The 20,982-nt window shown below is 71.6% G+C and carries 20 protein-coding genes; 9 read left to right on the top strand and 11 right to left on the bottom strand.

Translation table 11 applies throughout. The annotated features are described in order from the left end of the window. Both WFK95_RS20705 and WFK95_RS20710 read right to left on the bottom strand, forming a co-directional pair. Entirely contained in the window at positions 1-1,530 is a 1,530-nt protein-coding gene (locus tag WFK95_RS20705) for an AMP-binding protein (RefSeq protein ID WP_336671804.1), read from the bottom strand. 35 nt (positions 1,531-1,565) lie between these two features. Then, positions 1,566-2,531: an aldo/keto reductase gene (locus tag WFK95_RS20710; RefSeq protein WP_336671805.1), complete on the bottom strand. Its 966-nt coding sequence runs from the start codon at positions 2,529-2,531 to the stop codon at positions 1,566-1,568. Positions 2,532-2,600: 69 nt separating this feature from the next. Between WFK95_RS20710 and WFK95_RS20715 the strand changes: the two genes are divergently transcribed. The 7 genes from WFK95_RS20715 (at position 2,601) to WFK95_RS20745 (ending at position 10,349) form a co-directional block, all read left to right on the top strand. Further along, positions 2,601-3,485, top strand: coding sequence for a bifunctional helix-turn-helix transcriptional regulator/GNAT family N-acetyltransferase (locus WFK95_RS20715; RefSeq protein ID WP_336671806.1), 885 nt, complete (start codon positions 2,601-2,603; stop codon positions 3,483-3,485). Between the two features lie 233 nt (positions 3,486-3,718). Continuing rightward, positions 3,719-4,444 carry a GntR family transcriptional regulator gene (locus WFK95_RS20720; protein WP_224648598.1) on the top strand — a complete coding sequence of 242 codons (726 nt, stop codon included), beginning with the start codon at positions 3,719-3,721 and terminating at the stop codon, positions 4,442-4,444. A gap of 26 nt (positions 4,445-4,470) precedes the next feature. Then, on the top strand, positions 4,471-4,698 hold the full coding sequence (locus WFK95_RS20725) for a 4Fe-4S dicluster domain-containing protein (RefSeq protein WP_068520690.1): 228 nt from the start codon (positions 4,471-4,473) through the stop codon (positions 4,696-4,698). A 26-nt stretch (positions 4,699-4,724) separates the two neighbouring features. Beyond that, positions 4,725-6,065, top strand: coding sequence for an ABC transporter substrate-binding protein (locus WFK95_RS20730; RefSeq protein WP_336671807.1), 1,341 nt, complete (start codon positions 4,725-4,727; stop codon positions 6,063-6,065). Next, positions 6,062-6,901, top strand: a complete 840-nt coding sequence (locus WFK95_RS20735) for an ABC transporter permease (RefSeq protein WP_224648602.1) — start codon at positions 6,062-6,064, stop codon at positions 6,899-6,901. The genes WFK95_RS20730 and WFK95_RS20735 overlap by 4 nt, the downstream gene beginning before the upstream one ends. After that, entirely contained in the window at positions 6,898-7,650 is a 753-nt protein-coding gene (locus WFK95_RS20740) for an ABC transporter ATP-binding protein (protein ID WP_224648604.1), read from the top strand. The genes WFK95_RS20735 and WFK95_RS20740 overlap by 4 nt, the downstream gene beginning before the upstream one ends. Before the next feature lie 17 nt (positions 7,651-7,667). After that, on the top strand, positions 7,668-10,349 hold the full coding sequence (locus WFK95_RS20745) for a fumarate reductase/succinate dehydrogenase flavoprotein subunit (RefSeq protein WP_336671808.1): 2,682 nt from the start codon (positions 7,668-7,670) through the stop codon (positions 10,347-10,349). 7 nt (positions 10,350-10,356) lie between these two features. On the opposite strand, the gene WFK95_RS20750 is transcribed toward WFK95_RS20745, so the two are convergent. Genes WFK95_RS20750 through WFK95_RS20790 form a run of 9 tightly spaced genes read right to left on the bottom strand, consistent with a single transcriptional unit; the run spans position 10,357 to position 18,266 of the window. Then, positions 10,357-10,947 carry a hypothetical protein gene (locus WFK95_RS20750; RefSeq protein WP_336671809.1) on the bottom strand — a complete coding sequence of 197 codons (591 nt, stop codon included), beginning with the start codon at positions 10,945-10,947 and terminating at the stop codon, positions 10,357-10,359. A gap of 12 nt (positions 10,948-10,959) precedes the next feature. After that, positions 10,960-11,346, bottom strand: a complete 387-nt coding sequence (locus WFK95_RS20755) for a metal-sulfur cluster assembly factor (RefSeq protein WP_224648620.1) — start codon at positions 11,344-11,346, stop codon at positions 10,960-10,962. Then, positions 11,343-11,801, bottom strand: coding sequence for a Fe-S cluster assembly sulfur transfer protein SufU (sufU, locus tag WFK95_RS20760; protein WP_224648622.1), 459 nt, complete (start codon positions 11,799-11,801; stop codon positions 11,343-11,345). The genes WFK95_RS20755 and sufU overlap by 4 nt, the downstream gene beginning before the upstream one ends. After that, the gene (locus WFK95_RS20765; RefSeq protein ID WP_336671810.1) at positions 11,801-13,072 is read right to left on the bottom strand and encodes a cysteine desulfurase; all 1,272 of its coding nucleotides are present in this window, start codon (positions 13,070-13,072) and stop codon (positions 11,801-11,803) included. The genes sufU and WFK95_RS20765 overlap by 1 nt, the downstream gene beginning before the upstream one ends. Beyond that, positions 13,069-13,839, bottom strand: coding sequence for a Fe-S cluster assembly ATPase SufC (gene sufC, locus WFK95_RS20770; protein WP_336671811.1), 771 nt, complete (start codon positions 13,837-13,839; stop codon positions 13,069-13,071). The genes WFK95_RS20765 and sufC overlap by 4 nt, the downstream gene beginning before the upstream one ends. Positions 13,840-13,857: 18 nt before the next feature. Continuing rightward, complete coding sequence (sufD, locus tag WFK95_RS20775; RefSeq protein ID WP_336671812.1) at positions 13,858-15,033, bottom strand: Fe-S cluster assembly protein SufD; 1,176 nt, start codon at positions 15,031-15,033, stop codon at positions 13,858-13,860. Continuing rightward, positions 15,033-16,463: a Fe-S cluster assembly protein SufB gene (sufB, locus tag WFK95_RS20780; RefSeq protein ID WP_336671813.1), complete on the bottom strand. Its 1,431-nt coding sequence runs from the start codon at positions 16,461-16,463 to the stop codon at positions 15,033-15,035. The genes sufD and sufB overlap by 1 nt, the downstream gene beginning before the upstream one ends. After that, positions 16,460-17,164: a helix-turn-helix transcriptional regulator gene (locus WFK95_RS20785; RefSeq protein WP_336671814.1), complete on the bottom strand. Its 705-nt coding sequence runs from the start codon at positions 17,162-17,164 to the stop codon at positions 16,460-16,462. The genes sufB and WFK95_RS20785 overlap by 4 nt, the downstream gene beginning before the upstream one ends. A 52-nt stretch (positions 17,165-17,216) precedes the next feature. Further along, positions 17,217-18,266 (bottom strand): Lrp/AsnC family transcriptional regulator, encoded by a 1,050-nt coding sequence (locus WFK95_RS20790; protein WP_336671815.1) that lies wholly within the window; start codon positions 18,264-18,266, stop codon positions 17,217-17,219. Between the two features lie 100 nt (positions 18,267-18,366). Here WFK95_RS20790 and WFK95_RS20795 point away from each other — a divergent pair, with 100 nt between their 5' ends. Both WFK95_RS20795 and WFK95_RS20800 read left to right on the top strand, forming a co-directional pair. After that, a complete protein-coding gene (locus WFK95_RS20795; protein ID WP_336671816.1) occupies positions 18,367-19,710 on the top strand; it encodes a DUF3100 domain-containing protein in 1,344 nt (447 codons plus the stop codon). Positions 19,711-19,738: 28 nt separating this feature from the next. Further along, a complete protein-coding gene (locus WFK95_RS20800) occupies positions 19,739-20,971 on the top strand; it encodes an amidohydrolase (RefSeq protein ID WP_336671817.1) in 1,233 nt (410 codons plus the stop codon). Positions 20,972-20,982 lie beyond the last annotated feature (11 nt).

A 20,982-nucleotide genomic window follows, 5' to 3' on the forward strand; every position in this document is an offset into this window, starting at 1 on the left:
TCAGTTCACCTTGCGCTCCAACGCGTCCCAGAACGGGGCGCGGAGCACGAACTTCTGGATCTTGCCGGTGGCGGTCCGCGGGAGGGACTCGACGAAGTCGATCCGCTTGGGACACTTGTAGCCGGCGAGGTGCTCGCGGGTGTGCGCGATGAGTTCCTCCGCGGTCACCCCGTCGGCCACGACGATCGCCGTGACCAGTTCGCCCCACTTCTCGTCGGGGATGCCGATCACCGCGACCTCGCGCACCGCGGGGTGCAGGGCCAGCGCGTCCTCGACCTCGATCGACGTGACGTTCTCGCCACCGGAGATGATCACGTCCTTCTTCCGGTCGGCGATGGTGAGGTAGCCGCCCTCGAAGGTCCCCCGATCGCCGGTGTGGAACCAGTCGCCCTCGAGCGCCGCAGCGGTCTCGACAGGCTTGTTCCAGTACGCCGTGAGCGCGTGATTGGTCCGGGTGAGGATCTCGCCGTCCTCGTCGATCCGCAGCTCCACGCCGAGGGCGGGTGCGCCGGCGCGACCGAGCCGGCGGGCGACCTCCATCGGGTCGTCGCCCGCCCACTCGGCGCGCTCGCGGTTCACCGTGATCAGCGGCGACGTCTCCGTGAGGCCGTAGATCTGGATGAACTCCCAGCCCAGCTCGAAGCGCACCCGGTGGATCACGCGCGTGGGCGGCGGCGCGCCCGCGCAGATCACGCGGACGGTGCCAGCGCCCGGGATGGGGCCGTCCCACTCGGCGGCGGCGTCCAGCGCCGCGGTCACCACGGCGGGCGCGGCGCACATGATCGTCACGCCCTGGTCGCGGACCCGGCGGAGGATCTCGGCACCGTCGACCTTGCGGAGGACGACGTGCTTGATCCCGACCCCCGTGGCGGCGAAGGGCATGCCCCAGCCGTTGGCGTGGAACATCGGCAGGGTGTGCAGCAGCACGTCGTTGTCCGTGAGGGCGACGTGCAGCCCGAAGACCGTGGCGTTGAGCCACAGGTTGCGGTGCGTGAGCTGCACGCCCTTGGGCCGGGCGGTGGTGCCGGAGGTGTAATTGATGGTGGCGGTGGCGGTCTCGTCGCCCGCCCACGGCTTCGGCTCCGACGATGCGCCCGCCGGGCCGAAGATCCGCTCGTCGTCCCGGCCGAGGACGAAGACGTGCTTCGCGGTCACGGTCTCGGCGAGGTGCTCGACCTCGGGGTCGAGCAGCAGCACGTCGGCGCCCGAGTCCTCCACGATGTACTCGACCTCCGCGGGCGCGAGCCGGAAGTTCACCGGGACGAGGATCCGGCCCCACCCGGAGACGCCGAAGAACGAGGTCAGCAGCCGCGCGGCGTTCTGGGAGACGATCGCGACGCGGCCGCCCACGGGGATACCCAGCTCGTCGAGGCGCGCGGCCTGCCCGCGGGCCAGGGCCGCCATCTCGGCGTAGGTCTTCTCGCCCCACGACGGAGCCGGCTGGTCCGGCTCGTCGACCATGCCGACGCGGTCGGGATAGACGATCTCGGCCCGGTTCAGGAAGTCGCGTACACCCAGATTGACGAACATGCCGTCAGGCTACGTGCGGGCCCGACGGCGAGGGGTCAGAACGCGAAGGTGGTGTAGCCGGTGGGGCGGGCGGCGACGATCTCGTCGATCGCGGCGAGATCCTCGATCGTCGGTTCCCACTCGGATGCCGCGACGTTCGCGGCGATCTGCTCGGCGCGGCTGACTCCGGAGATCACGGATCCGACGGCGGGCTGCGCCGCGAGGCCGCCGATCGCGACGTCGAGCAGCGAGACGCCGCGGTCGTCCGCGAACGCCTGGAGGCCCTCGATGATGTCGAAGTCGGCGCCCTCGAGCCGGTGCGTCTCCGCGGCGAGGCGCGTCCCCGTGGGAGCGGCCTGGTCGCGCTTGTACTTGCCGGTGAGCAGGCCGTAGGCCAGGGGGAAGTAGGGCAGCAGGCTCATGCCCAGGCTGTCGAGCGCGGGCACGAGCTCGGTCTCGGCGCTGCGGTTGTAGAGCGAGTACTCGTTCTGGGCGGTGATGAAGTGGGGCGTACCCAGGGTCTCGGCCAGCCAGTCGGCGCCCACGACCTCCCAGGCCGTGAAGTTCGAGCAGCCGATGTAGCGGACCTTGCCGGACGCCACCAGGCCGGAGAGCGTCTCGAGGGTCTCCTCGAGCGGCGTGACCCGGTCGGGCGTGTGCAGCTGGTAGAGGTCGATGTAGTCGGTGCCGAGGCGCCTCAGGCTGCCCTCGACCGCCTTGTGGATGTAGTTGCGGCTCGCGCGGACCCCGTGGTCCTCGCCGTAGAGGCCCTGGGTGTCCATGCCGAACTTGGTCGCGACCACCACCTGGTCGCGGCGCGATCCGAGGGCCCGCCCGAGCAGTTCCTCGCTGGCGCCGGAGCCGTAGCTGTCGGCGGTGTCGAACAGGGTGATGCCGGCGTCGATGGCCGCGCTCACCACCTCGTCGGTGGCGCGCTGGTCGATGCGGCGGCCGAAGGCGTTGCAGCCCACGCCGAGCGTCGAGACGATGAGGCCGCTGGTTCCGAGGGGTCGATAGCGCACGCCGACCACGGTACGCAGTTCCGACCGGACCGTTGCCCCTCCGTCATATCTCTGACTAAAGTCAGAGATATGACGGAGGACGTGGCACAGGTACGGCGGTTCAACCGGGCGGTCACGCAGCGGCTCGGCGTGCTGCAGGACCAGTACCTCGCGCGGGACCGCCCGCTGGGGCAAGCACGGCTGCTCTGGGAGATCGGCCGTTCCGACGGCGGCGTCGACATCCGTGACCTGCGCACCCGCCTCGACCTCGACTCGGGGTACCTCAGCCGCCTCCTGCGCGCGCTCGAGGCGGACGGGCTGGTCACCGTCGGGCAGGACGACGGTGACGGCCGCGTCCGGACCGCGCGGGTCACCCCCGCGGGCGCGGCGGAGTACGCCGAGCTCGAGTCCCGATCCGAGGACGCAGCGCACGCGCTACTCGATCCGCTCTCGGCCGGCCAGCGGGGGCGGCTCGGCGCGGCAATGGCCGAGGTGGAGCGGCTGCTGGTCGCCTCGCTCGTGCGGGTCGACGAGGCGGACGCGATGTCGGCGGCGGCGCGCTTCGCGGCGCGTGCGTACTACACGGAACTCGGCGAGCGGCTGCAGGACGGCTTCGACCCCGGCCTGGGCGGCGCGGTCCGGGACGCGGCGATCACGCCGCCCGCGGGTCTGCTGCTGGTGGCGACGCTGCGCGAGGAGACCGTCGGCTGCGGGGCCCTCGCCTTCCAGGACGGCGGCTTCGCCGAGGTCAAGCGCGTGTGGGCGGCGCCGTCGGTGCGCGGCCTCGGACTCGGCCGGCGGATCATGGACGACCTGGAGGACCGGGCCCGCGAGGCCGGCGTGCGGACCGTGCGGCTGGACACCAACGGCAACCTCACCGAGGCGATCGCGCTGTACCGAAAGCTCGGGTACCGCGAGGTCGAGCGGTACAACGACAACCCGTACGCGCACCACTGGTTCGCCAAGGACCTGTGACCCGCGCTCGCGGACCCGCGACGGGCCGGGCACGAAACCAGTCGATCAGCGAGATTCAAATCCGCGAGGCTCCCGCGCGGGTCGCGCATTAGCCACCCGCGAGGACGAAACAGCAGGTGAGGAGGTCCGCGCGCGGGACCCGACCGGCGGAATGCGGCGCCCGCGCCGGTCCTTCGCCGGGGCACACACCTGAGGACGGCCGGCACGGTCCGACCTGTTCCTATCGTTGCCGCATGCCAGCGACCGAACGACCGATCCGCGCCGATTCCGCGCGCATCGTCGCCGACGTCCTGCGCCAGGCGATCCACGACGGCACCTACCGCGGGACCCTGCCCGGCGAGGACGACCTCGGCGACCAGTTCTCCGTCTCCCGGGGCACCGTGCGCGAGGCCCTGGCGATCCTGCGCTCCGAGGGCTGGATCCGGCGGGGCCCCCGGGTGGGCACCGAGGTGATCGCCCGCACCGTCGACCACGGGCTCGACAGCCTGCGGGGGCTCCGCGAGACCCTTTCGCTGCACGGCGAGATCCGCAACCGGGTGCGCGCGGCGACGCGGCTGGTCCCGCCGCCGATCGTGGCGGAGAAGCTGGGGATCCCCGCGGGCGACGAGGCGGTGTACCTCGAGCGGCTGCGGTTCCTCAACGACGAGCCCGTGAGCCTCGACCTGACGTACCTCGTCGCCGACATCGGCGACCTGCTGCTGGAACAGGACCTGGAGAACGAGGACGTCTTCCCCCTGATCGAAGCGGTCACGGGCCGTCGCCTGGGCACCAGCGACTACTGCCTGACCGCCGCGGCGGCCGATCCGCACACCGCCGCGAACCTCGAGATCGCCACCGGCTCGCCGCTCCTGCTCTACGAGCGCCTCACCCACCTCGAGGGCGGACGCCCCGTCGACCTCGAGTACATCCGCATCCGATCCGACCGGATCACCCTGCGCGGCACCCTGCACCGCGACTGACCGCACCGACACGGAGGAACACACCCATGGCACAGGTCGAACAGCGCGTCGACGTCCCCGTCACCATCGACGCCTCCCTCTGCATCGAGGGCTGCAACATCTGCATCGAGGCCTGCCCCCTCGACTCGCTCGCCCTCGACCCGAGCACCAACCGCGCCCACATGTACGTCGACGAGTGCTGGTACTGCGGGCCCTGCGCCGCGCGCTGCCCGACCGGCGCCGTCACCGTCAACATGCCCTACCTCCTGCGATAGCCCGTCCCAGCCCGGAGAACCCAGCCATGACATCCACCCTGCGCGCGATCGCCGTCGTCGCCGCCACCGCCGCCCTCGCGTCCTGCTCCCTCGAGCCCGCGGCCGACGAGTCCACCCAGACCCTCGTGGTGGGCTATCAGTCCAAGACCATCAACACCGTGACCGCGGGGACCCTGCTGCGCGCCAAGGGCTTCCTCGAGAAGCGCCTCGCCGGGATCGGGAAGTTCCGCGTCGACTGGCAGGACTTCGACACCGGCGCCCCGATCACGAGCGGCATGCTCGCCGGCAAGATCCAGATCGGCTCCATGGGCGACTACCCGCTGCTGATCAACGGATCCCGCGCGCAGTCGAGCCCCGACACCGAGACCGCGATGCTCTCGGTGACCGGGTCGAGCGCGCGGGGCGCCCTCAACTCGGTGGTGGTCTCCCCCGGCTCGCCGCTGCGCTCGCTCGCGGACCTGCGGGGCAAGCAGGTCTCCGCGTCGGTCGGCTCCGCCGGGCACGGCACCCTCGTCGCCGCACTGAGCCGCGCGGGCATCGCCGCCGGCGACGTCACCGTCGTGAACCAGCAGCCGCAGGTCGGGGCGAGCGCGCTCGAATCCGGCCAGGTCCAGGCGCTGGCGCAGTTCGTCGCCTGGCCCGGACTCCTCGTTCGCCAGGGTAGGGCCCGCCTCCTCTACGACGGCGGCGAGCTGAACACGCCCACGCTGCACGGGGTCGTCGCCAACAAGAAGTACGCGGCGTCGCACCCGGACGTGGTGCGCGCCTTCCTCGAGGCGCAGCTCGATGCCACCGACTTCCAGCGGGAGCACCCCCTGCAGGCCGCGCAGGACGTCGCGCAGGCCAGCGGCCTCCCGGCCGAGGTCGTCTACCAGTACAACGGCCCGGGCGGCACCGACCCCAACCCGACGCTCGCCGCCCCACTCATCGGAGCGCTCAAGGGCGACATCGGGTACCTGCAGTCGATCGGCCAGTTCGGCACACCGCTCGACGTCGACCGGTTCGTCGACCCGAAGCCCCTGGCCGACGCGCAGGTGGCGCGCGGCGGATTCCAGTACGACGCGGGCACTCCCGCGCCGAAGCCCACCGCGGAGATCTGGTTCGACGGCGCCGACGCCACCGAGACGGTCCCCGACGCGACGGCGCTGATCCGCTCGCTCGCCACGACCGACCGGAAGGTCCGCGCCGCGTACGTCTCCGACGCGCTGACCGGAACCCGCTGGTACGCCGACCAATCACTGTGGCTGCGCGACGGCGCGACGCTCGTGCCCTTCGCCGGCCCCGACGCCCGTGACCGCTACCGCGCGGAGCACCCCGGCGCAGTCCCCGTCGAGTACCGCGCCCTCCTCGAGGAGGCCCGACGGTGACCGCCCTCGACTCGCTCCCCGCCGCGGCGCTCCGGCGACCGGCCGCCGCTCCCGCCCGCCGCGCCGTGCTCCCGGCGTGGCCGGTGCGGGTGGCCGTCGTCGCCGCGGCGATCGGCGTCTGGCAGCTGCTCACCACGCAGCACGTCGCGCTCGGCTGGATCCGGTTCGACACGCTCCCGTCGGCGAGCGCCGTCGCCGAGCGGTTCGCGCAGTCGGTCCGCACCGGCGAGTACTGGCTGGACCTCGCGCAGTCCCTGATCCGGATCGGCACCGGCTTCGCGGTCGCCGCGGCGCTCGGGATCGCCGCGGGCGTCGCGCTCGGCCGTTCCCGCGCCGCCGAGCTGACCTTCGGCACTCTCATCGAGCTCGTCCGGCCCATCCCCGCGATCGCGCTGGTCCCGGTGATGATCCTGCTGCTCCCGTCGTCCGAGGCGGGCATGGTCGCGATCACCGCGACGGCCGCGTTCTTCCCCATCGCGGTGAGCGTGCGGCACGCCGTCCGCGCCCTCCCGACCGTGTGGGAGGACTCCGTGCGCACCCAGGGCGGCGGCGACCTCGCCGTGCTGTGGCGCGTCGTGCTCCCCGGATCGCTGCCCGGCGTCTTCTCCGGGCTGTCGGTGGGCGTCGGCGTCGCGTGGATCTGCCTCGTCTCCGCCGAGATGATCTCCGGGCGCCTCGGAGTCGGCTACCGCACGTGGCAGTCGTACACGCTCGTCGACTACCCCGCGGTCTTCGTCGGCATGCTGACGATCGGCGTGCTCGGCTTCCTCACCTCCGCCGTCATCGAGCTGGCCGGCCGCCGGGTCACCCGCTGGCTGCCGCGGGGCGACCGATGAGCGCCCCGGCGGTCAGCCCGCCCGCGCAGCGCGACGGGCTGCGACTCAAACTCGACACCGTCGACCTCGGCTACCGCGGCGCGACCGCCGTGCGCGCGCTCGACCTCACCGTCGAGCCCGGCGAACGCCTGGTTCTGACGGGCCCGTCGGGCTGCGGCAAGTCGACCGTGCTGCGCGCGCTCGCCGGGCTGCTCCGCACCGACGCCGGTGTCGTCCTCGCCGACGGTGCCCCCGTGACCGGCCCGGATCGCGACCGCGCCATGGTCTTCCAGGAGGACGCCCTCCTGCCCTGGCGCACTGTCGAGAACAACGTGCGGCTCGCGCTCGCGCTGCGGGGCGTGGCCCGGCACCGTCGCGCCGACGAGGCCCGGCGGTGGCTCGCCGAGGTCGGGCTGACCGCCTACGCGAAGCACCTGCCCCGCGAGCTGTCCGGCGGCATGCGGCAGCGGGTCCAGCTCGCCCGCGGCCTCGCGGGTGCGCCCCGCGCCGTACTCATGGACGAGCCCTTCGGCGCGCTCGACGCGCAGACCCGCGGCGACATGCAGCGGCTGCTGCTGCGCACGCTCGACGCCCACCCCGCCACCGTAGTCTTCGTCACCCACGACGTGGACGAGGCGATCCTGCTCGGCGACCGCATCGTCGTCCTCGGCCGCCGCGGCGAACCCGTCCGCGCGTCCTTCGACGTGCGCCGCGCACCGTCGGCCTCCGCCCTGCGCGCGGGCGTCGTCGACGCCCTCACCGACCGCTGACCAGCATCAGGAGTTCCATGGACATCCCCGAGATCGCCGACCGCACCCGCCTGGACTGCGACGTGCTCGTGATCGGCGGCGGGACCGCCGGCACGATGGCGGCGCTCACCGCGGCCGAGGCCGGCGCCGACGTGCTGCTGCTCGACAAGTCGCACGTGCGGCACTCCGGCGCGCTGGCGATGGGCATGGACGGCGTGAACAACGCCGTCATCCCCGGCAAGGCCGCGCCCGAGGACTACGTCGCCGAGATCACCCGCGCCAACGACGGCATCGTCAACCAGAGCACCGTCTACCAGACGGCGACCCGTGGTTTCGCGATGATCCAGCGCCTCGAGCGGTACGGCGTGAAGTTCGAGAAGGACGAGTACGGCGAGTACGCCGTGCGTCGCGTGCACCGGTCCGGCTCGTACGTGCTGCCGATGCCCGAGGGCAAGGACGTGAAGAAGGCGCTGTACCGGGTGCTGCGGCAGAAGAAGATGCGCGAGCGCATCCGGATCGAGAACCGCGTGATGCCGGTGCGGGTGCTGACCACCGGCAGCGGGTCCGATCGGCGGGCCGTGGGCGCGGTCGCCTTCAACACGCGGACGGGCGAATTCGTCGAGATCCGTGCCGGCGCGGTCGTGCTGGCGACGGGGCCGTGCGGCCGGCTGGGCCTGCCCGCGTCGGGGTATCTCTACGGCACCTACGAGAACCCGGCGAACGCCGGCGACGGTTACGCGATGGCCTATCACGCGGGCGCCGAGCTCAGCGGCATCGAGTGCTTCCAGATCAATCCGCTGATCAAGGACTACAACGGGCCCGCGTGCGCCTACGTGGCGAACCCGTTCGGCGGCTACCAGGTGAACGCCCGGGGCGAGCGCTTCGTGGATTCGGATTACTGGTCCGGCCAGATGATCGCCGAGGTGAAGACCGAGATCGATTCCGCCCGTGGGCCGATCTACCTCAAGGTCTCGCATCTGCCGGAGGAGACGCTCGGCGAGCTGGAGTCGATCCTGCACACCACCGAGCGACCGACGCGTGGCACCTTCCACGCGAACCGCGGCCACGACTACCGCACGCACGACATCGAGATGCACGTCTCCGAGATCGGGCTGTGCGGTGGGCATTCCGCATCCGGGGTGTGGGTCGACGAGAACGCCCGCACCACCGTGCCCGGCCTGTACGCGGCGGGCGACCTGGCGTGCGTGCCGCACAACTACATGATCGGCGCCTTCGTCTTCGGCGAGCTTGCCGGGGCTGACGCGGTGCGGCACGCGCGCACGACGACACCCGTGGCGGACGGCCTGGAGTCGCAGGTCGCCGCCGCGCACGAGCTGATCTACGGCCCGGCGCGCAGGCCCGACGGTCCGCCGCAGCCCCAGGTCGAGTACAAGCTGCGCCGCTTCGTCAACGACTACATCGCGCCGCCGAAGACCGCACCGAAGCTGACCATCGCGATCGAGACCTTCGAGCGGATGCGCGGCGAGGTGGACGGCCTCGGGGCGCGGACGCCGCACGAGCTGATGCGCTGCGTGGAGGTCTCGTTCATCCGCGACTGCGCGGAGATGGCGGCGAAGGCGTCGCTGGCGCGCACCGAATCCCGGTGGGGGCTCTACCACGACCGCCCGGATCTGCCGGAGCGCGACGACGAGCGGTGGGGCCGGCACCTGAACCTGAGGTTGGGCGCCGACGGCGAGATGGAGTTCCTGACCCGGCCCGTGGCGCCGTACCTGGTGGCCGTCGACGAGTTCGACCACATCCCGGGGTCGTCGGCCACCGTCGAGGTGCTGGGGCCGCTGGCGGTGGCGCCGATCGGCGCGATCCCCGCTGCGGCCGAACGGCCGGCATCGGTGCCCGCGGTATCGCCACGGCTGCGCGAGCTGCTCGTGCTGGACGGCCCCTCCGTCGCGGAACTCTCTCCGTTCCTGTCCGATCCGGACACGACGGTGCGGCGCAGCGCGGTGTCCTTCATCGTCGAGGGCGCGCCCGACGGCTTCCTCGCTCCCCTCGTCGCTGCGCTCGGCGACGCGGACGCCGCGGTCCGGCGCGCGGCCGCCGCGGGTCTGATCGAGCTGGTGGAGGTGCTGCCGTCCGCGGACGGGCTCGCCGAGTTCCTCGGCTCGGCGGACGCCGTGGTGCGGGCGGCCGTCGGCAACCTCCTGCGCTCGCTCAAGGCCGGGACGGTGGAGCAGTTCGCCGCCCTGCTCGGCGACGGCGACCATCGCGTACGCGTGGTGGGCGTGAGCGGGCTGGTCTCCCACGACGATTGGGCCGCGCTGGCGCCCGCGACCGACGACGCCAACCGGGAGGTGCGGATCGCCGTGGCCGCGGGCCTGGCGACCGTGGGCCGCGGCGGTGTCGATGCGGTGCGCGGCCTCGCCGGTGACCACGACCCGCTGGTCCGAGCCGCGGCTTTCGAGGCCCTGGGCGTGCTCGGCGATGCCACTGACCTCGACCTGCTCGGTGCCGGCCTCGCCGATCGGGCGTGGCAGGTGCGGCAGGGGGCGGCGCGGGGCGCCGTCGCGCTGGGGCCCGACGGTGCCGTCGCCGCACTCGAGTCCGCCCTCGGCGACCCGCACCTGGACGTGCGCAAGGCGGCCGTCGTGACGCTCCGAACGTGGCCGGAGGTGCCGGCGGTCGCCGCCGCACTCACCGCCGCGCTGGAGGACTCCGACGCCGACGTCCGCGCGCACGCGCGGCTGGCACTCGCGGCAGTGTGACGCGCGCTCAGCCCGCAGAGGGGTGCGCGGTCACCGGCAGGCCGATCTCCAGCATGCGAACGATCGACGGCGGGGTGAGCAGGCGCAACTCCCCCGGCGGTGCGGCCGGGGTGTAGCCCTCGAAGCTCCAGCGCAGCCAGGCGTCGTGCCACCGGAGGTATGCGTGCGTGCCGTCGGTGACCACGGCACCGTCGGGCGGCGTCGCGCTGACGGGCTCGTTCCCGGCCCGGCGCTCGGCGCGCAGCGCCCGGTCCATCGCCTTCGGCGTGTTCTCGACGTCGGGGTTCGCGAGGGCCCAGAGCCGCTTGAACTCGCGGTAGTCGGCGTTGCGGCACTCGCCGCACGGGCGGTGGCCGGCGGCGTAGGCGGTGGCCTCGTCGAAGAGGAAGAGCTGTGTGTACTTGCGGGGCTCGGGTTCCCGCGGCGAGCGGTAGCGGCCGTTGAAGTCGAGCCGGCACGCGATCCACATGGCGTTCGCGTGCTCACGGACGACGGTGCCGGTCTCGTCGTGCAGGATCCCGCGGTTGCCCAGGAAAGCACCGCGGGCCGGATCGGCGACGATCCGGCCCCACGGGTCGATCCTGTTGCGCAGCGGCATCGCCGGCGGTCTCTAGACGGTGAAGCCCAGGGCGCGCAGCTGCTCGCGGCCGTCGTCGGTGATCTTGTCCGGGCCCCACGGCGGCATCCAGACCCAGTTGATCTTGGCGTCGGTGGCGAGGCCGGACGAGACCAGCGCGGCGCGGGTCTGGTCCTCGATGACGTCGGTCAGCGGGCACGCCGCCGAGGTCAGGGTCATGTCGATGGTGACCGCGGCGTCGTCGTCGACCCGCAGGTCGTAGACGAGGCCCAGGTCGACCACGTTGATGCCCAGCTCGGGGTCGACCACGTCACGCATGGCCTCCTCGACGTCGAACAGGGTGGGCAGGTTCAGCGGGTTGTCGCCGGCCTGCGCCGGGTCGGCCGCGGTGCCGGCGGCCTCAGCAGTGTTCTCGCTCATGCCGTCTTCTCCTCCGAGTCGATGATCTGGGACAGCGCGTCCTTGAACGCCATCCAGCCGAGCAGTGCGCACTTGACGCGCGCGGGGTACTTCGCGACGCCGGCGAAGGCGATGCCGTCACCGATGAGGTCCTCGTCGCCCTCGACCTGGCCCCGGGACTGCAGCATCTCCGTGTAGGACTGCAGCATCTTCAGAGCGTCGCCGACGGGCTCGCCGATCACCTGGTCGGTGAGGACCGAGGTGGAGGCCTGCGAGATCGAGCAGCCCTGGCCGTCGTAGGAGACGTCGACGACGGTCTCGTGGTCGTCGGACAGGTGCACCCGCAGGGTCACCTCGTCGCCGCAGGTGGGGTTGACGTGGTGGACCTCGGCCTCGAAGGGCTCGCGCAGCCCGCGGCCGTGCGGGTGCTTGTAGTGGTCCAGGATCACGTCCTGGTACATCTGCTCCATGCGCATCAGATCACCCCGAAGAACTTCTGAGCCTTGACGATCGCGTCCGCGAGCACGTCCACCTCGGCGGGCGTGTTGTAGACGCCGAAGGAGGCGCGGGCCGTGGCGGCCTCGCCGAACCGGCGGTGCAGCGGCCACGCGCAGTGGTGGCCGACGCGGATGGCGACGCCCTCGTCGTCGAGCACCTGCCCGAGATCGTGCGCGTGGATGCCGTCGACCACGAAGGAGACGGCGCTCCCCCGGTCCCGGTTCTCGGTCGGGCCGACGATCCGCAGCCCCTCGATGGCGTCGAGTCGGTCGAGCGCGGCGCCCACGAGCGCGTGCTCGTGCGCGGCGACGTCGGCCATGCCGAGGCCTCCGAGGTACTTCACGGCGGCACCGAGGCCCACGACCTGCGAGGTCATCGGCACGCCCGCCTCGAAGCGCTGCGGCGGCGCGGCGTAGGTCGAGCCCTCCATGGTGACGGTCTCGATCATCGAGCCGCCGGTGATGAAGGGCGGCAGCTGCGCGAGCAGCTCGCGCTTGCCGTAGAGCACGCCGACGCCGGACGGGCCGTACATCTTGTGGCCCGAGAAGGCCGCGAAGTCCACGTCGAGGTCCGCGAAGTCGACGGGGCTGTGCGGCACCGACTGGCACGCGTCGAGCACCACGAGGGCGCCGACGGCGCGGGCGCGCGCCACCAGTTCCGGCACCGGCGCGATCGCGCCGGTCACGTTGGAGGCGTGCGTGAACGCGACGATCTTCACCGAGTCGTCGAGCTCCAGCGAGTCCAGGTCGATGCGGCCCTCGGCGGTGACGCCGTACCACTTGAGCGTGGCGCCGGTGCGGCGGCACAGCTCCTGCCAGGGCACGAGGTTCGCGTGGTGCTCCAGCTCGGTGACGACGACGGTGTCGCCCTCGCGCAGGCGGTGCCCGCCGAGGACGGCGGCCGAGCGGTCGTCGCCGAGCGTGTACGCCACCAGGTTCAGCGACTCGGTCGCGTTCTTGGTGAACACCAGCTCGTCCGGCGAGACCCGCACGAACTCCGCGATCGCGGCGCGCGCGTCCTCGTAGGCGTCGGTGGCCTCCTCCGCCAGCTGGTGCGCGCCGCGGTGCACGGCGGCGTTGTGCGTGGTGAGGAACTCCCACTCGGCGTCGAGCACCGGGCGCGGGCGCTGCGAGGTCGCGCCGGAATCCAGGTAGACCAGCGGCTTGTCGTCACGGACCGTGCGGGACAGGATCGGGAAGTCGGCGCGGATCGCGTCGATGTCCAGGGCGGACTTCACCGAGGCGGTCATGCTCCGACGGCCTCGGTGAACTTCACGTAGCCGTTCTCCTCCAGCTCGTCGGCCAGCTCGGAGCCGCCCGACTCCACGATCCGGCCGTTCACGAAGACGTGCACGAACTCGGGGTGGATGTACCGCAGGATGCGGGTGTAGTGCGTGATGAGCAGGACGCCGCCGTGCTCGCGCTCGGCGTAGCGGTTCACGCCCTCGGAGACGACGCGCAGGGCGTCGACGTCGAGACCGGAGTCGGTCTCGTCGAGGATGGCGAACTTCGGCTTGAGCAGGCCCAGCTGCAGGATCTCGTGGCGCTTCTTCTCGCCGCCCGAGAAGCCCTCGTTGACCGAGCGCTCGCCGAACTGCGCGTCGATGGACAGCTCGCCCATCGCCTCCTTGACCTCCTTGACCCAGTGCCGCAGCTTGGGGGCCTCGCCGCGGACCGCGGTGGCGGCCGAGCGGAGGAAGTTCGACATGGAGACGCCGGGCACCTCGACGGGGTACTGCATCGCCAGGAACAGGCCGGCGCGGGCGCGCTCGTCGACGGTCATGGACAGCACGTCCTCGCCGTCGAGGGTGATCGAGCCCTGGGTCACCTCGTACTTGGGGTGGCCGGCGATGGCGTAGCTCAGCGTGGACTTGCCGGAGCCGTTCGGGCCCATGATCGCGTGGGTCTCACCGGAGTTGATCGTCAGATCGACGCCCTTGAGGATCTGGATCGGCTCGGCGTTCTCGTCCGCCTGCACGACGTTGACGTGCAGGTCACGGATTTCCAGAGTGGACAAAATGATTCCCTATCAGTCTTAGACGCCGGCGGTGGCGAGTTCGTTCTCGATGGCTGCGGAGAGCCGCTCGCGCAGCTCGGGGACGGAGATCCGGTCGATCAGCTCCTGGAAGAAGCCGCGCACCACCAGGCGGCGCGCCTCGTCCTCGGGGATGCCGCGCGAGCGCAGGTAGAACAGCTGCTCGTCGTCGAAGCGGCCGGTGGCGCTGGCGTGGCCCGCGCCCTCGATCTCGCCGGTCTCGATCTCGAGGTTCGGCACCGAATCGGCGCGCGCACCGTCGGTCAGGATCAGGTTGCGGTTGAGCTCGAAGGTGTCGGTGCCCTCGGCCTCGGCGCGGATCAGGACGTCGCCCACCCACACCGTGTGCGCGTCGGGCAGCTTCGAGGACGGGTCGCCCTGCAGCGCGCCCTTGTAGACCACGTTCGACTTGCAGTTCGGCACCGAGTGGTCGACCAGCAGCCGCTGCTCGAGATGCTGGCCGTCGTCGGCGAAGTACAGGCCGAACAGCTCGGCGTTGCCGCCGGGGGCGTCGAACTGGACCCGCGGGGTCATGCGGACCAGGTCGCCGCCCAGCTGGACGGCGAAATGGCGCACGTGCGCGTCGCGGCCGACGCAGACGTGGTGCTGCGTGACCCACACCGCGTCGTCCGCGAAGTCCTGCGCGTCGATGATCTGGAGGGACGCACCGTCGCCGAGGATGACCTCGACGTTCTCGGCGACCGTGCCCGAACCGGTGTGGTCGAGCACGACCACGGCGCGGGACTGCCGCTCCAGGCGCACCTGGACGTGGGCGAAGGCGGTCCCGCCCTCGCCGGGGCCCACGATGCGGACGAAGATCGGCTCGGCGACCTCGGCCTCCTTGGCGACGGTCAGCACGTGCGCCTCGGTGATCGAGGTGAACGCCTGCGCCGCGACGCGGTCGAACGGCACGCCGCCCTGACCGATCCGCTCGTCGGTCTTCGCCACGGTCTCGAAGGAGACGCCCTCGGGCGTCGCGTCCACGGTGACCGCGACGGCACCGTCGGCCTGCGCGGAGCCGTCGTGGAGGCCCTTCAGGCGACGCAGCGGCGTGAACCGCCACGCCTCGTCCCGATGGCTGGGGATCTCGAAGGCGGCGACGTCGAAGGACGTGAACAGCGCACCCTTGTTGGTGACGGGGCGGGCCTCGACGGCCTCGTTGAGAATGTTGCTCACTAGCCCACGGACCCTTCCATCTGCAGTTCGATCAGGCGGTTCAGCTCGAGGGCGTACTCCATCGGCAGCTCCTTGGCGATGGGCTCGACGAAGCCGCGCACCACCATGGCCATGGCCTCGTCCTCAGTGAGACCGCGGCTCATCAGGTAGAACAGCTGGTCGTCGGAGACCTTCGAGACGGTGGCCTCGTGCCCCATCGTGACGTCGTCCTCGCGGATGTCCACGTAGGGGTACGTGTCGGACCGCGAGATCGAGTCGACGAGCAGCGCGTCGCACTTGACCGTGGATCGGCTGCCGTGGGCGCCCTTGTTGATCTGGATCAGGCCGCGGTAGCTGGCCCGGCCGCCGCCGCGGGCGACCGACTTGCTCACGATGTTGCTCGACGTGTTCGGCGCGAAGTGCACCATCTTCGAGCCGGTGTCCTGGTGCTGGCCCTCGCCGGCGAAGGCCACGGAGAGCACCTCGCCCTTGGCGTACTCGCCCATCATCCAGACGGCCGGGTACTTCATGGTGACCTTGGAACCGATGTTGCCGTCGATCCACTCCATGGTGGCGCCGGCCTCGGCCTTGGCGCGCTTGGTGACCAGGTTGTAGACGTTGTTCGACCAGTTCTGGATGGTCGTGTAGCGGCAGCGGCCGCCCTTCTTGACGATGATCTCGACGACCGCGGAGTGCAGCGAGTCCGACTTGTAGATCGGCGCGGTGCAGCCCTCGACGTAGTGCACGTAGGCGTCCTCGTCGACGATGATCAGGGTGCGCTCGAACTGGCCCATGTTCTCGGTGTTGATCCGGAAGTAGGCCTGCAGCGGGATGTCCACGTGGACGCCCTTGGGCACGTAGATGAACGAGCCGCCCGACCACACGGCGGTGTTCAGCGCGGAGAACTTGTTGTCGCCCGCGGGGATCACCGAGCCGAAGTACTCCTCGAAGAGCTCCGGGTGCTCGCGCAGACCGGTGTCGGTGTCCATGAAGATGACACCCTTCTCCTCCAGGTCGGCACGGATCGAGTGGTAGACGACCTCGGACTCGTACTGCGCGGCGACGCCGGCCACGAGGCGCTGCTTCTCGGCCTCGGGGATGCCGAGCCGGTCGTACGTGTTCTTGATGTCCTCCGGCAGGTCCTCCCAGCTCTCGGCCTGCTTCTCGGAGGAGCGCACGAAGTACTTGATGTTGTCGAAGTCGATGCCGTCGAGATCACTGCCCCACGTGGGCATCGGCTTCTTGTCGAAGATGCTGAGGGCCTTGAGGCGCTGCTGCAGCATCCACTCGGATTCGTTCTTCTTCGCGGAGATGTCCGTGACCACGGCCTCGGAGAGTCCGCGCTGGGCCGACGCGCCGGCGGCGTCGGAGTCGTGCCATCCGTAGCCGTACGTGCCCAGGGAGGCGATCGTCTCCTCCTGGGACAGCGGGCCGTTCTCGACCGTCGTCATCGAAGCTCCTTAGCGGGTGTTGCTCGCGGTACCACGCGCTCGAGGGGCACGTGGGTGGTGCAGGCGCGGTCACCATTGGCGATGGTGGCCAAACGCTGTACATGAGTTCCCAACGCCTGTTCGATCGCCGAAATTTCGGCCTCGCACAGTTCGGGGAACTCGGATGCGACCTCCGACACCGGGCAGTGGTGTTGGCAGATCTGGACGCCGTTGCCCACTTCTCGGGCATCGGCGGAGAATCCGGCGTCCGAGAGGGACGCCGCGATCCTACGGGCACCGTCGACCGGGTCCGTGGACTCGGCCGGGCTGATGGTGCCGATGGCCTGCTCCGCCCGGCGCCGGGCGAAGGCGCGCACCGCCTCCTCGCCGCCGACCTCGCGCAGAGCGCGGAGGGCGTCGACCGCCAGGGCGTCGTAACCCTGGCCGAGGCGCCGTCGCCCGGAGGGCGTGAGCAGGAACTCCTTCGCGGGACGTCCCCGCCCCCGGCCGCCCAGGCCCGACGGTGGCGCGACCGTCACGTCGCCGGCCTCGAGCAGATTGTCGAGATGGCGGCGCACGGCGGTGGTCGTGATCCCCAGGGCCTCGCCGATATCGAGCGCGGTGGCCTGGCCCCGGTTCATGAGCAGCCCGACCACGGCGTCACGGGTGTCCCCGTCACGCTGGGCCAACGAGGCGTGCGCCTCGTGCTGCTCGTATTTCACAACACGATTGTTTCCTAATTCGCCCAGCACTTCCAGCAAGGTCAGGCTAAGCTCAGCCCCCGCCGACCGACCGGCCGTCGCTCGCGAGCCGCCTCCCGAGGTGCTTGGTGGTCCGCAGCACCAGCGATCGGTCGACGATCGCGACCTCGGCGTCCGACTGTTCGATCACCGCCTCGACCCGCGCCACGTCGTCGAGCCCCGGCAGCCACATGGCGAGCACGATGTTGCACGTCCCGATCGACGTGGCGAGCAACCGCACGTCGCGCAGCGTCGCGAGGCGGCGGAGCACGCGGTCGGTCGACCGCGCCGGAGCGCGCAGGAAGAACCAGGCGTAGACCGGCCGCTCCGAGTACCGGCGCGCCACCTCGGTGCGGACCACGACGCCGTCGGCCGCCAGGACCGTGTTCAGGGCGGCCCGCGCCCGGTCCACGCCGATGCCCGCGCGCTCGGCGAGATCCGCGGCGCGGATCCTCCCGTCGGCGGCGAGGGCCGACAGCACACCGTCGAACTCCTCCCCCGACAGCCCGGCCCGCTGCCGGCCCGGCGACCGCGGTATCGCCTCGAGAGCGGCGAGCTCCCCCTCGGCGAGGGTGCGCAGCCGCCACGACCTGGCGTCGGAGGCGATCGTCGTGCACACGTGGGTCCGCGAGCTCACCACCCCGCGCACGGCGCCGAGCCGGTCGAGCAGGTACTCGCCGAGGCGGTCGTCGCCCTCGACCGCGACGGTGATCACCAGGTCGCGGCCCCCGGCGGTGACGTCGATCGTGATCGCCTCGGCGTCCGCCGCCAGCTCGGCGGCCACCTCGAGGGTGCGGCCGGGTTCGCACGAGAGCTCGACCAGCGCGAGGACGGTGCGCCGCGAGAACCGATAGGCCGTGACCCACGCGTATCCGCCGTCCCGCAGGCGCGCCCACCGGCGCGCCACGGTCACCGGATCGCAGCCCAGGACCGCGCCGATCCGCGACCAGGGAGCGCGCGGGACGACCTGCAGCGCGTGGATCAGCCGGAGGTCGTCCGAGCTCAGCGCGTCGCGTTCCGGGACCGTGTCCTGGATCACTCCGGCGCCCGGAATCGGACCTCGCGCGGAGAAAACTGCATTCATGGCTGGATTCTCACCGTTTTCCTGCACGGGTGCGGGGAAAACCATCCGAAAGCCGGATCATTCTTCGCACCCCAGCCCATCGCCCGGAAAGACCTCACCCATGGCACAGCCGATCACCACGGCCCGCTCCGACCATCGCACCGGGTTCACCGCGCGCGACCTGTGGCTCCCCGCACTCGCGGCCCTGATCATCACCGCGGTCTTCCAGTTCATCGGACCGTGGACCATCAGCCTCGGATTCGCGAAGATGACCGTCTACCCGATGGTGTGGGGCCTGATCGCGGGCGCGATCGTCTCCGCGCAGCGGCTCGTCCCGTTCACCCCGCGGATGTGGAAGGTGGCCGACCGGCTGATGGCCACCGCGGTCGCCATGCTGGTCACCCTGCTGGGCTTCACCATCGGGCCGAACCTGCCGACGCTCGCCAAGGCGGGGCCGGCCCTGCTGCTGCAGGAGGTCGGCCACCTCTTCGGCACGATCGCCCTGGCACTGCCGATCGCGGTCCTGCTGCGCATGGGCCGGGCGACGGTCGGCGCCACCTTCGCGATCGACCGCGAGGCGAGCTTCGCGATCGTCGGCGGCAAGTACGGCACGGACTCCGAGGAGTACCGGGGCGTGATGTCGATGTACGTCTTCGGCACCATGTTCGGCGCCATCGTCGTCGCGCTCGCGGCGTCCACGGTGACCTCGCTGAACATCTTCGATCCGCAGGCCCTCGCCATGGGCGTCGGCGTGGGCTCGACCTCGATGATGGCGGCCGGGCTCGCCGCGATCACCTCCGCGCATCCGGAGATGGCCGATCAGGTCAAGGCGCTCGCCACCACGTCGAACATGATCACCATGATCCTGGGCACGTACGTCGGCGTGTGGATCGCGCTGCCGCTCGCCGACAAGGTGTACCGCCTGCTGACCCGCAAGCGCCCCGAGCACGCCGCGAAGGTGACCGCCGAGGTCGTCGCGGCCCGCGAGGCCGGCGCTCCCATCCAGGCCGAGAGCACCGACGTCGCCGTGAACGTCCCGCTCAAGGTCGCGATGCCGATCGTCCTGGCGCTCGGCGTCGTCACCGCCACGATCGCCGCGAAGCGGTTCGACCCGCAGATCCTCCTCGGCTACGCCCTGGTCGCCGTGGTGACCCTGGTGGCGATCGGCCTCGGCCGGGCCGCGCGGGACCGGGTACCGATGATCATCTGGGCCAGCGTCATCGGGACCGCGCTGTCGAGCCCCTGGTCCCCTGTGCAGGCGTCGGTCGTCAAAGCCGGGGCGTCGATCAACTTCCTCTCCCTGTGCTGCGTCGTCCTCACCTTCGGCGGCCTGGCCATGGCGCAGAACCTGCCCGCCCTGCGCCGCATCGGCTGGCGGATCGTCCCCGTCGGCATCGTCGCCATCATCGCCTCGTTCCTCCTCGCCACCGTCATCGCCGAGTTCGCCCTCGGCCTGTGGCACTGACCTCCGACCGCATCCCGAAGGAGAACCCATGACCGTCACCGCCGGAACCGACCCGCACGCCGCCGTCGCGGCCGCCGTCGCCGTCGACGCCGCCACCCTCGTCGACCTGTCGCACGACCTGCACGAGCACCCCGAGCTCGCCTTCGACGAGGAGCACGCCGCCGAGGTCCTCGCCGATCTCTTCGCCTCCCGCGGCTTCGCCGTCGAGCGGGGCGCGTACGGCCTGGACACGTCCTTCACCGCGACCGTCGGTACCGGGGAGCTGCACGCCGTCCTCTGCGCCGAGTACGACGCCCTCCCCGGCCTCGGTCACGCCTGCGGTCACAACGTGATCGCCGCGATCACCACGGGCGCCGCGCTCGCCCTCGCGCCGCTCGTCGACGAGCTCGGCCTCACCCTCACGGTGCTCGGCACACCCGCCGAGGAGCACGGCGGCGGCAAGGTCGAGCTGCTCCGGGCCGGCGCCTTCGAATCGGCCGTGCTCTCCGCGATGGTGCACCCCATCAACGGCGACGCCGCCGCGGAGGTCTCCGCCGCCGACGTCACCATGCAGTGCGTCGACCGCTTCGACGCCGTCTTCCACGGCCGGTCCGCGCACGCCGCGGCGGCTCCCGACCAGGCGATCAACGCCGAGTCGGCGGCCGCGCTGGCCCAGGTGGCGATCGGCCTGCTCCGCCAGCACGTCCCCGACGGCATGCGGCTGTCCGTGGTGGGCAACGCCGCCGGCCGGGTCACCAACATCGTGCCCGCCGAGGCGCGGCTCTCCGCCGAGGTCCGGTCCGCGGACCTGGCGCAAATGCTCGCGATCAAGCAGCGGATGCTGGCCTGTTTCGAGGGCGCCGCGATCGCCACCGGGTGCACCTGGGAGCAGCACCGCGCCGAGCCGCGGTACCTGTCGATCACCCCCGACGCGGCGCTGGCCGCCGCCTGGGACGCGAACCTGACGCGCTCCGGGCGGGACGTCGCGCGACATCCCGCGGGCGGGGGCGGGGGCTCGACCGACATGGGCAACGTCAGCCGCGTCGTGCCCAGCATCCACCCCGTGATCTCCATCGTCGACGCGGGCGGGCCGCCGCACACCATCGAGTTCGCCGCGGCGGCGCGCACCCCGCAGGCCGACGCCGCGGTGCTCGACGGGGCCACGATCCTGGCCAGCACCCTCGTCGACGTCGCGCGCGACCCGGAGGTGCGCGCCGACCTGCTCCGGCGCTTCTCCGCGCGGCCCGCCGGCGCGACGACGATCGACCAGAACATCGACTGACGCGGCGCACC

This window comes from Tsukamurella sp. USMM236 (assembly GCF_037148755.1).
GTDB lineage: Bacteria > Actinomycetota > Actinomycetes > Mycobacteriales > Mycobacteriaceae > Tsukamurella.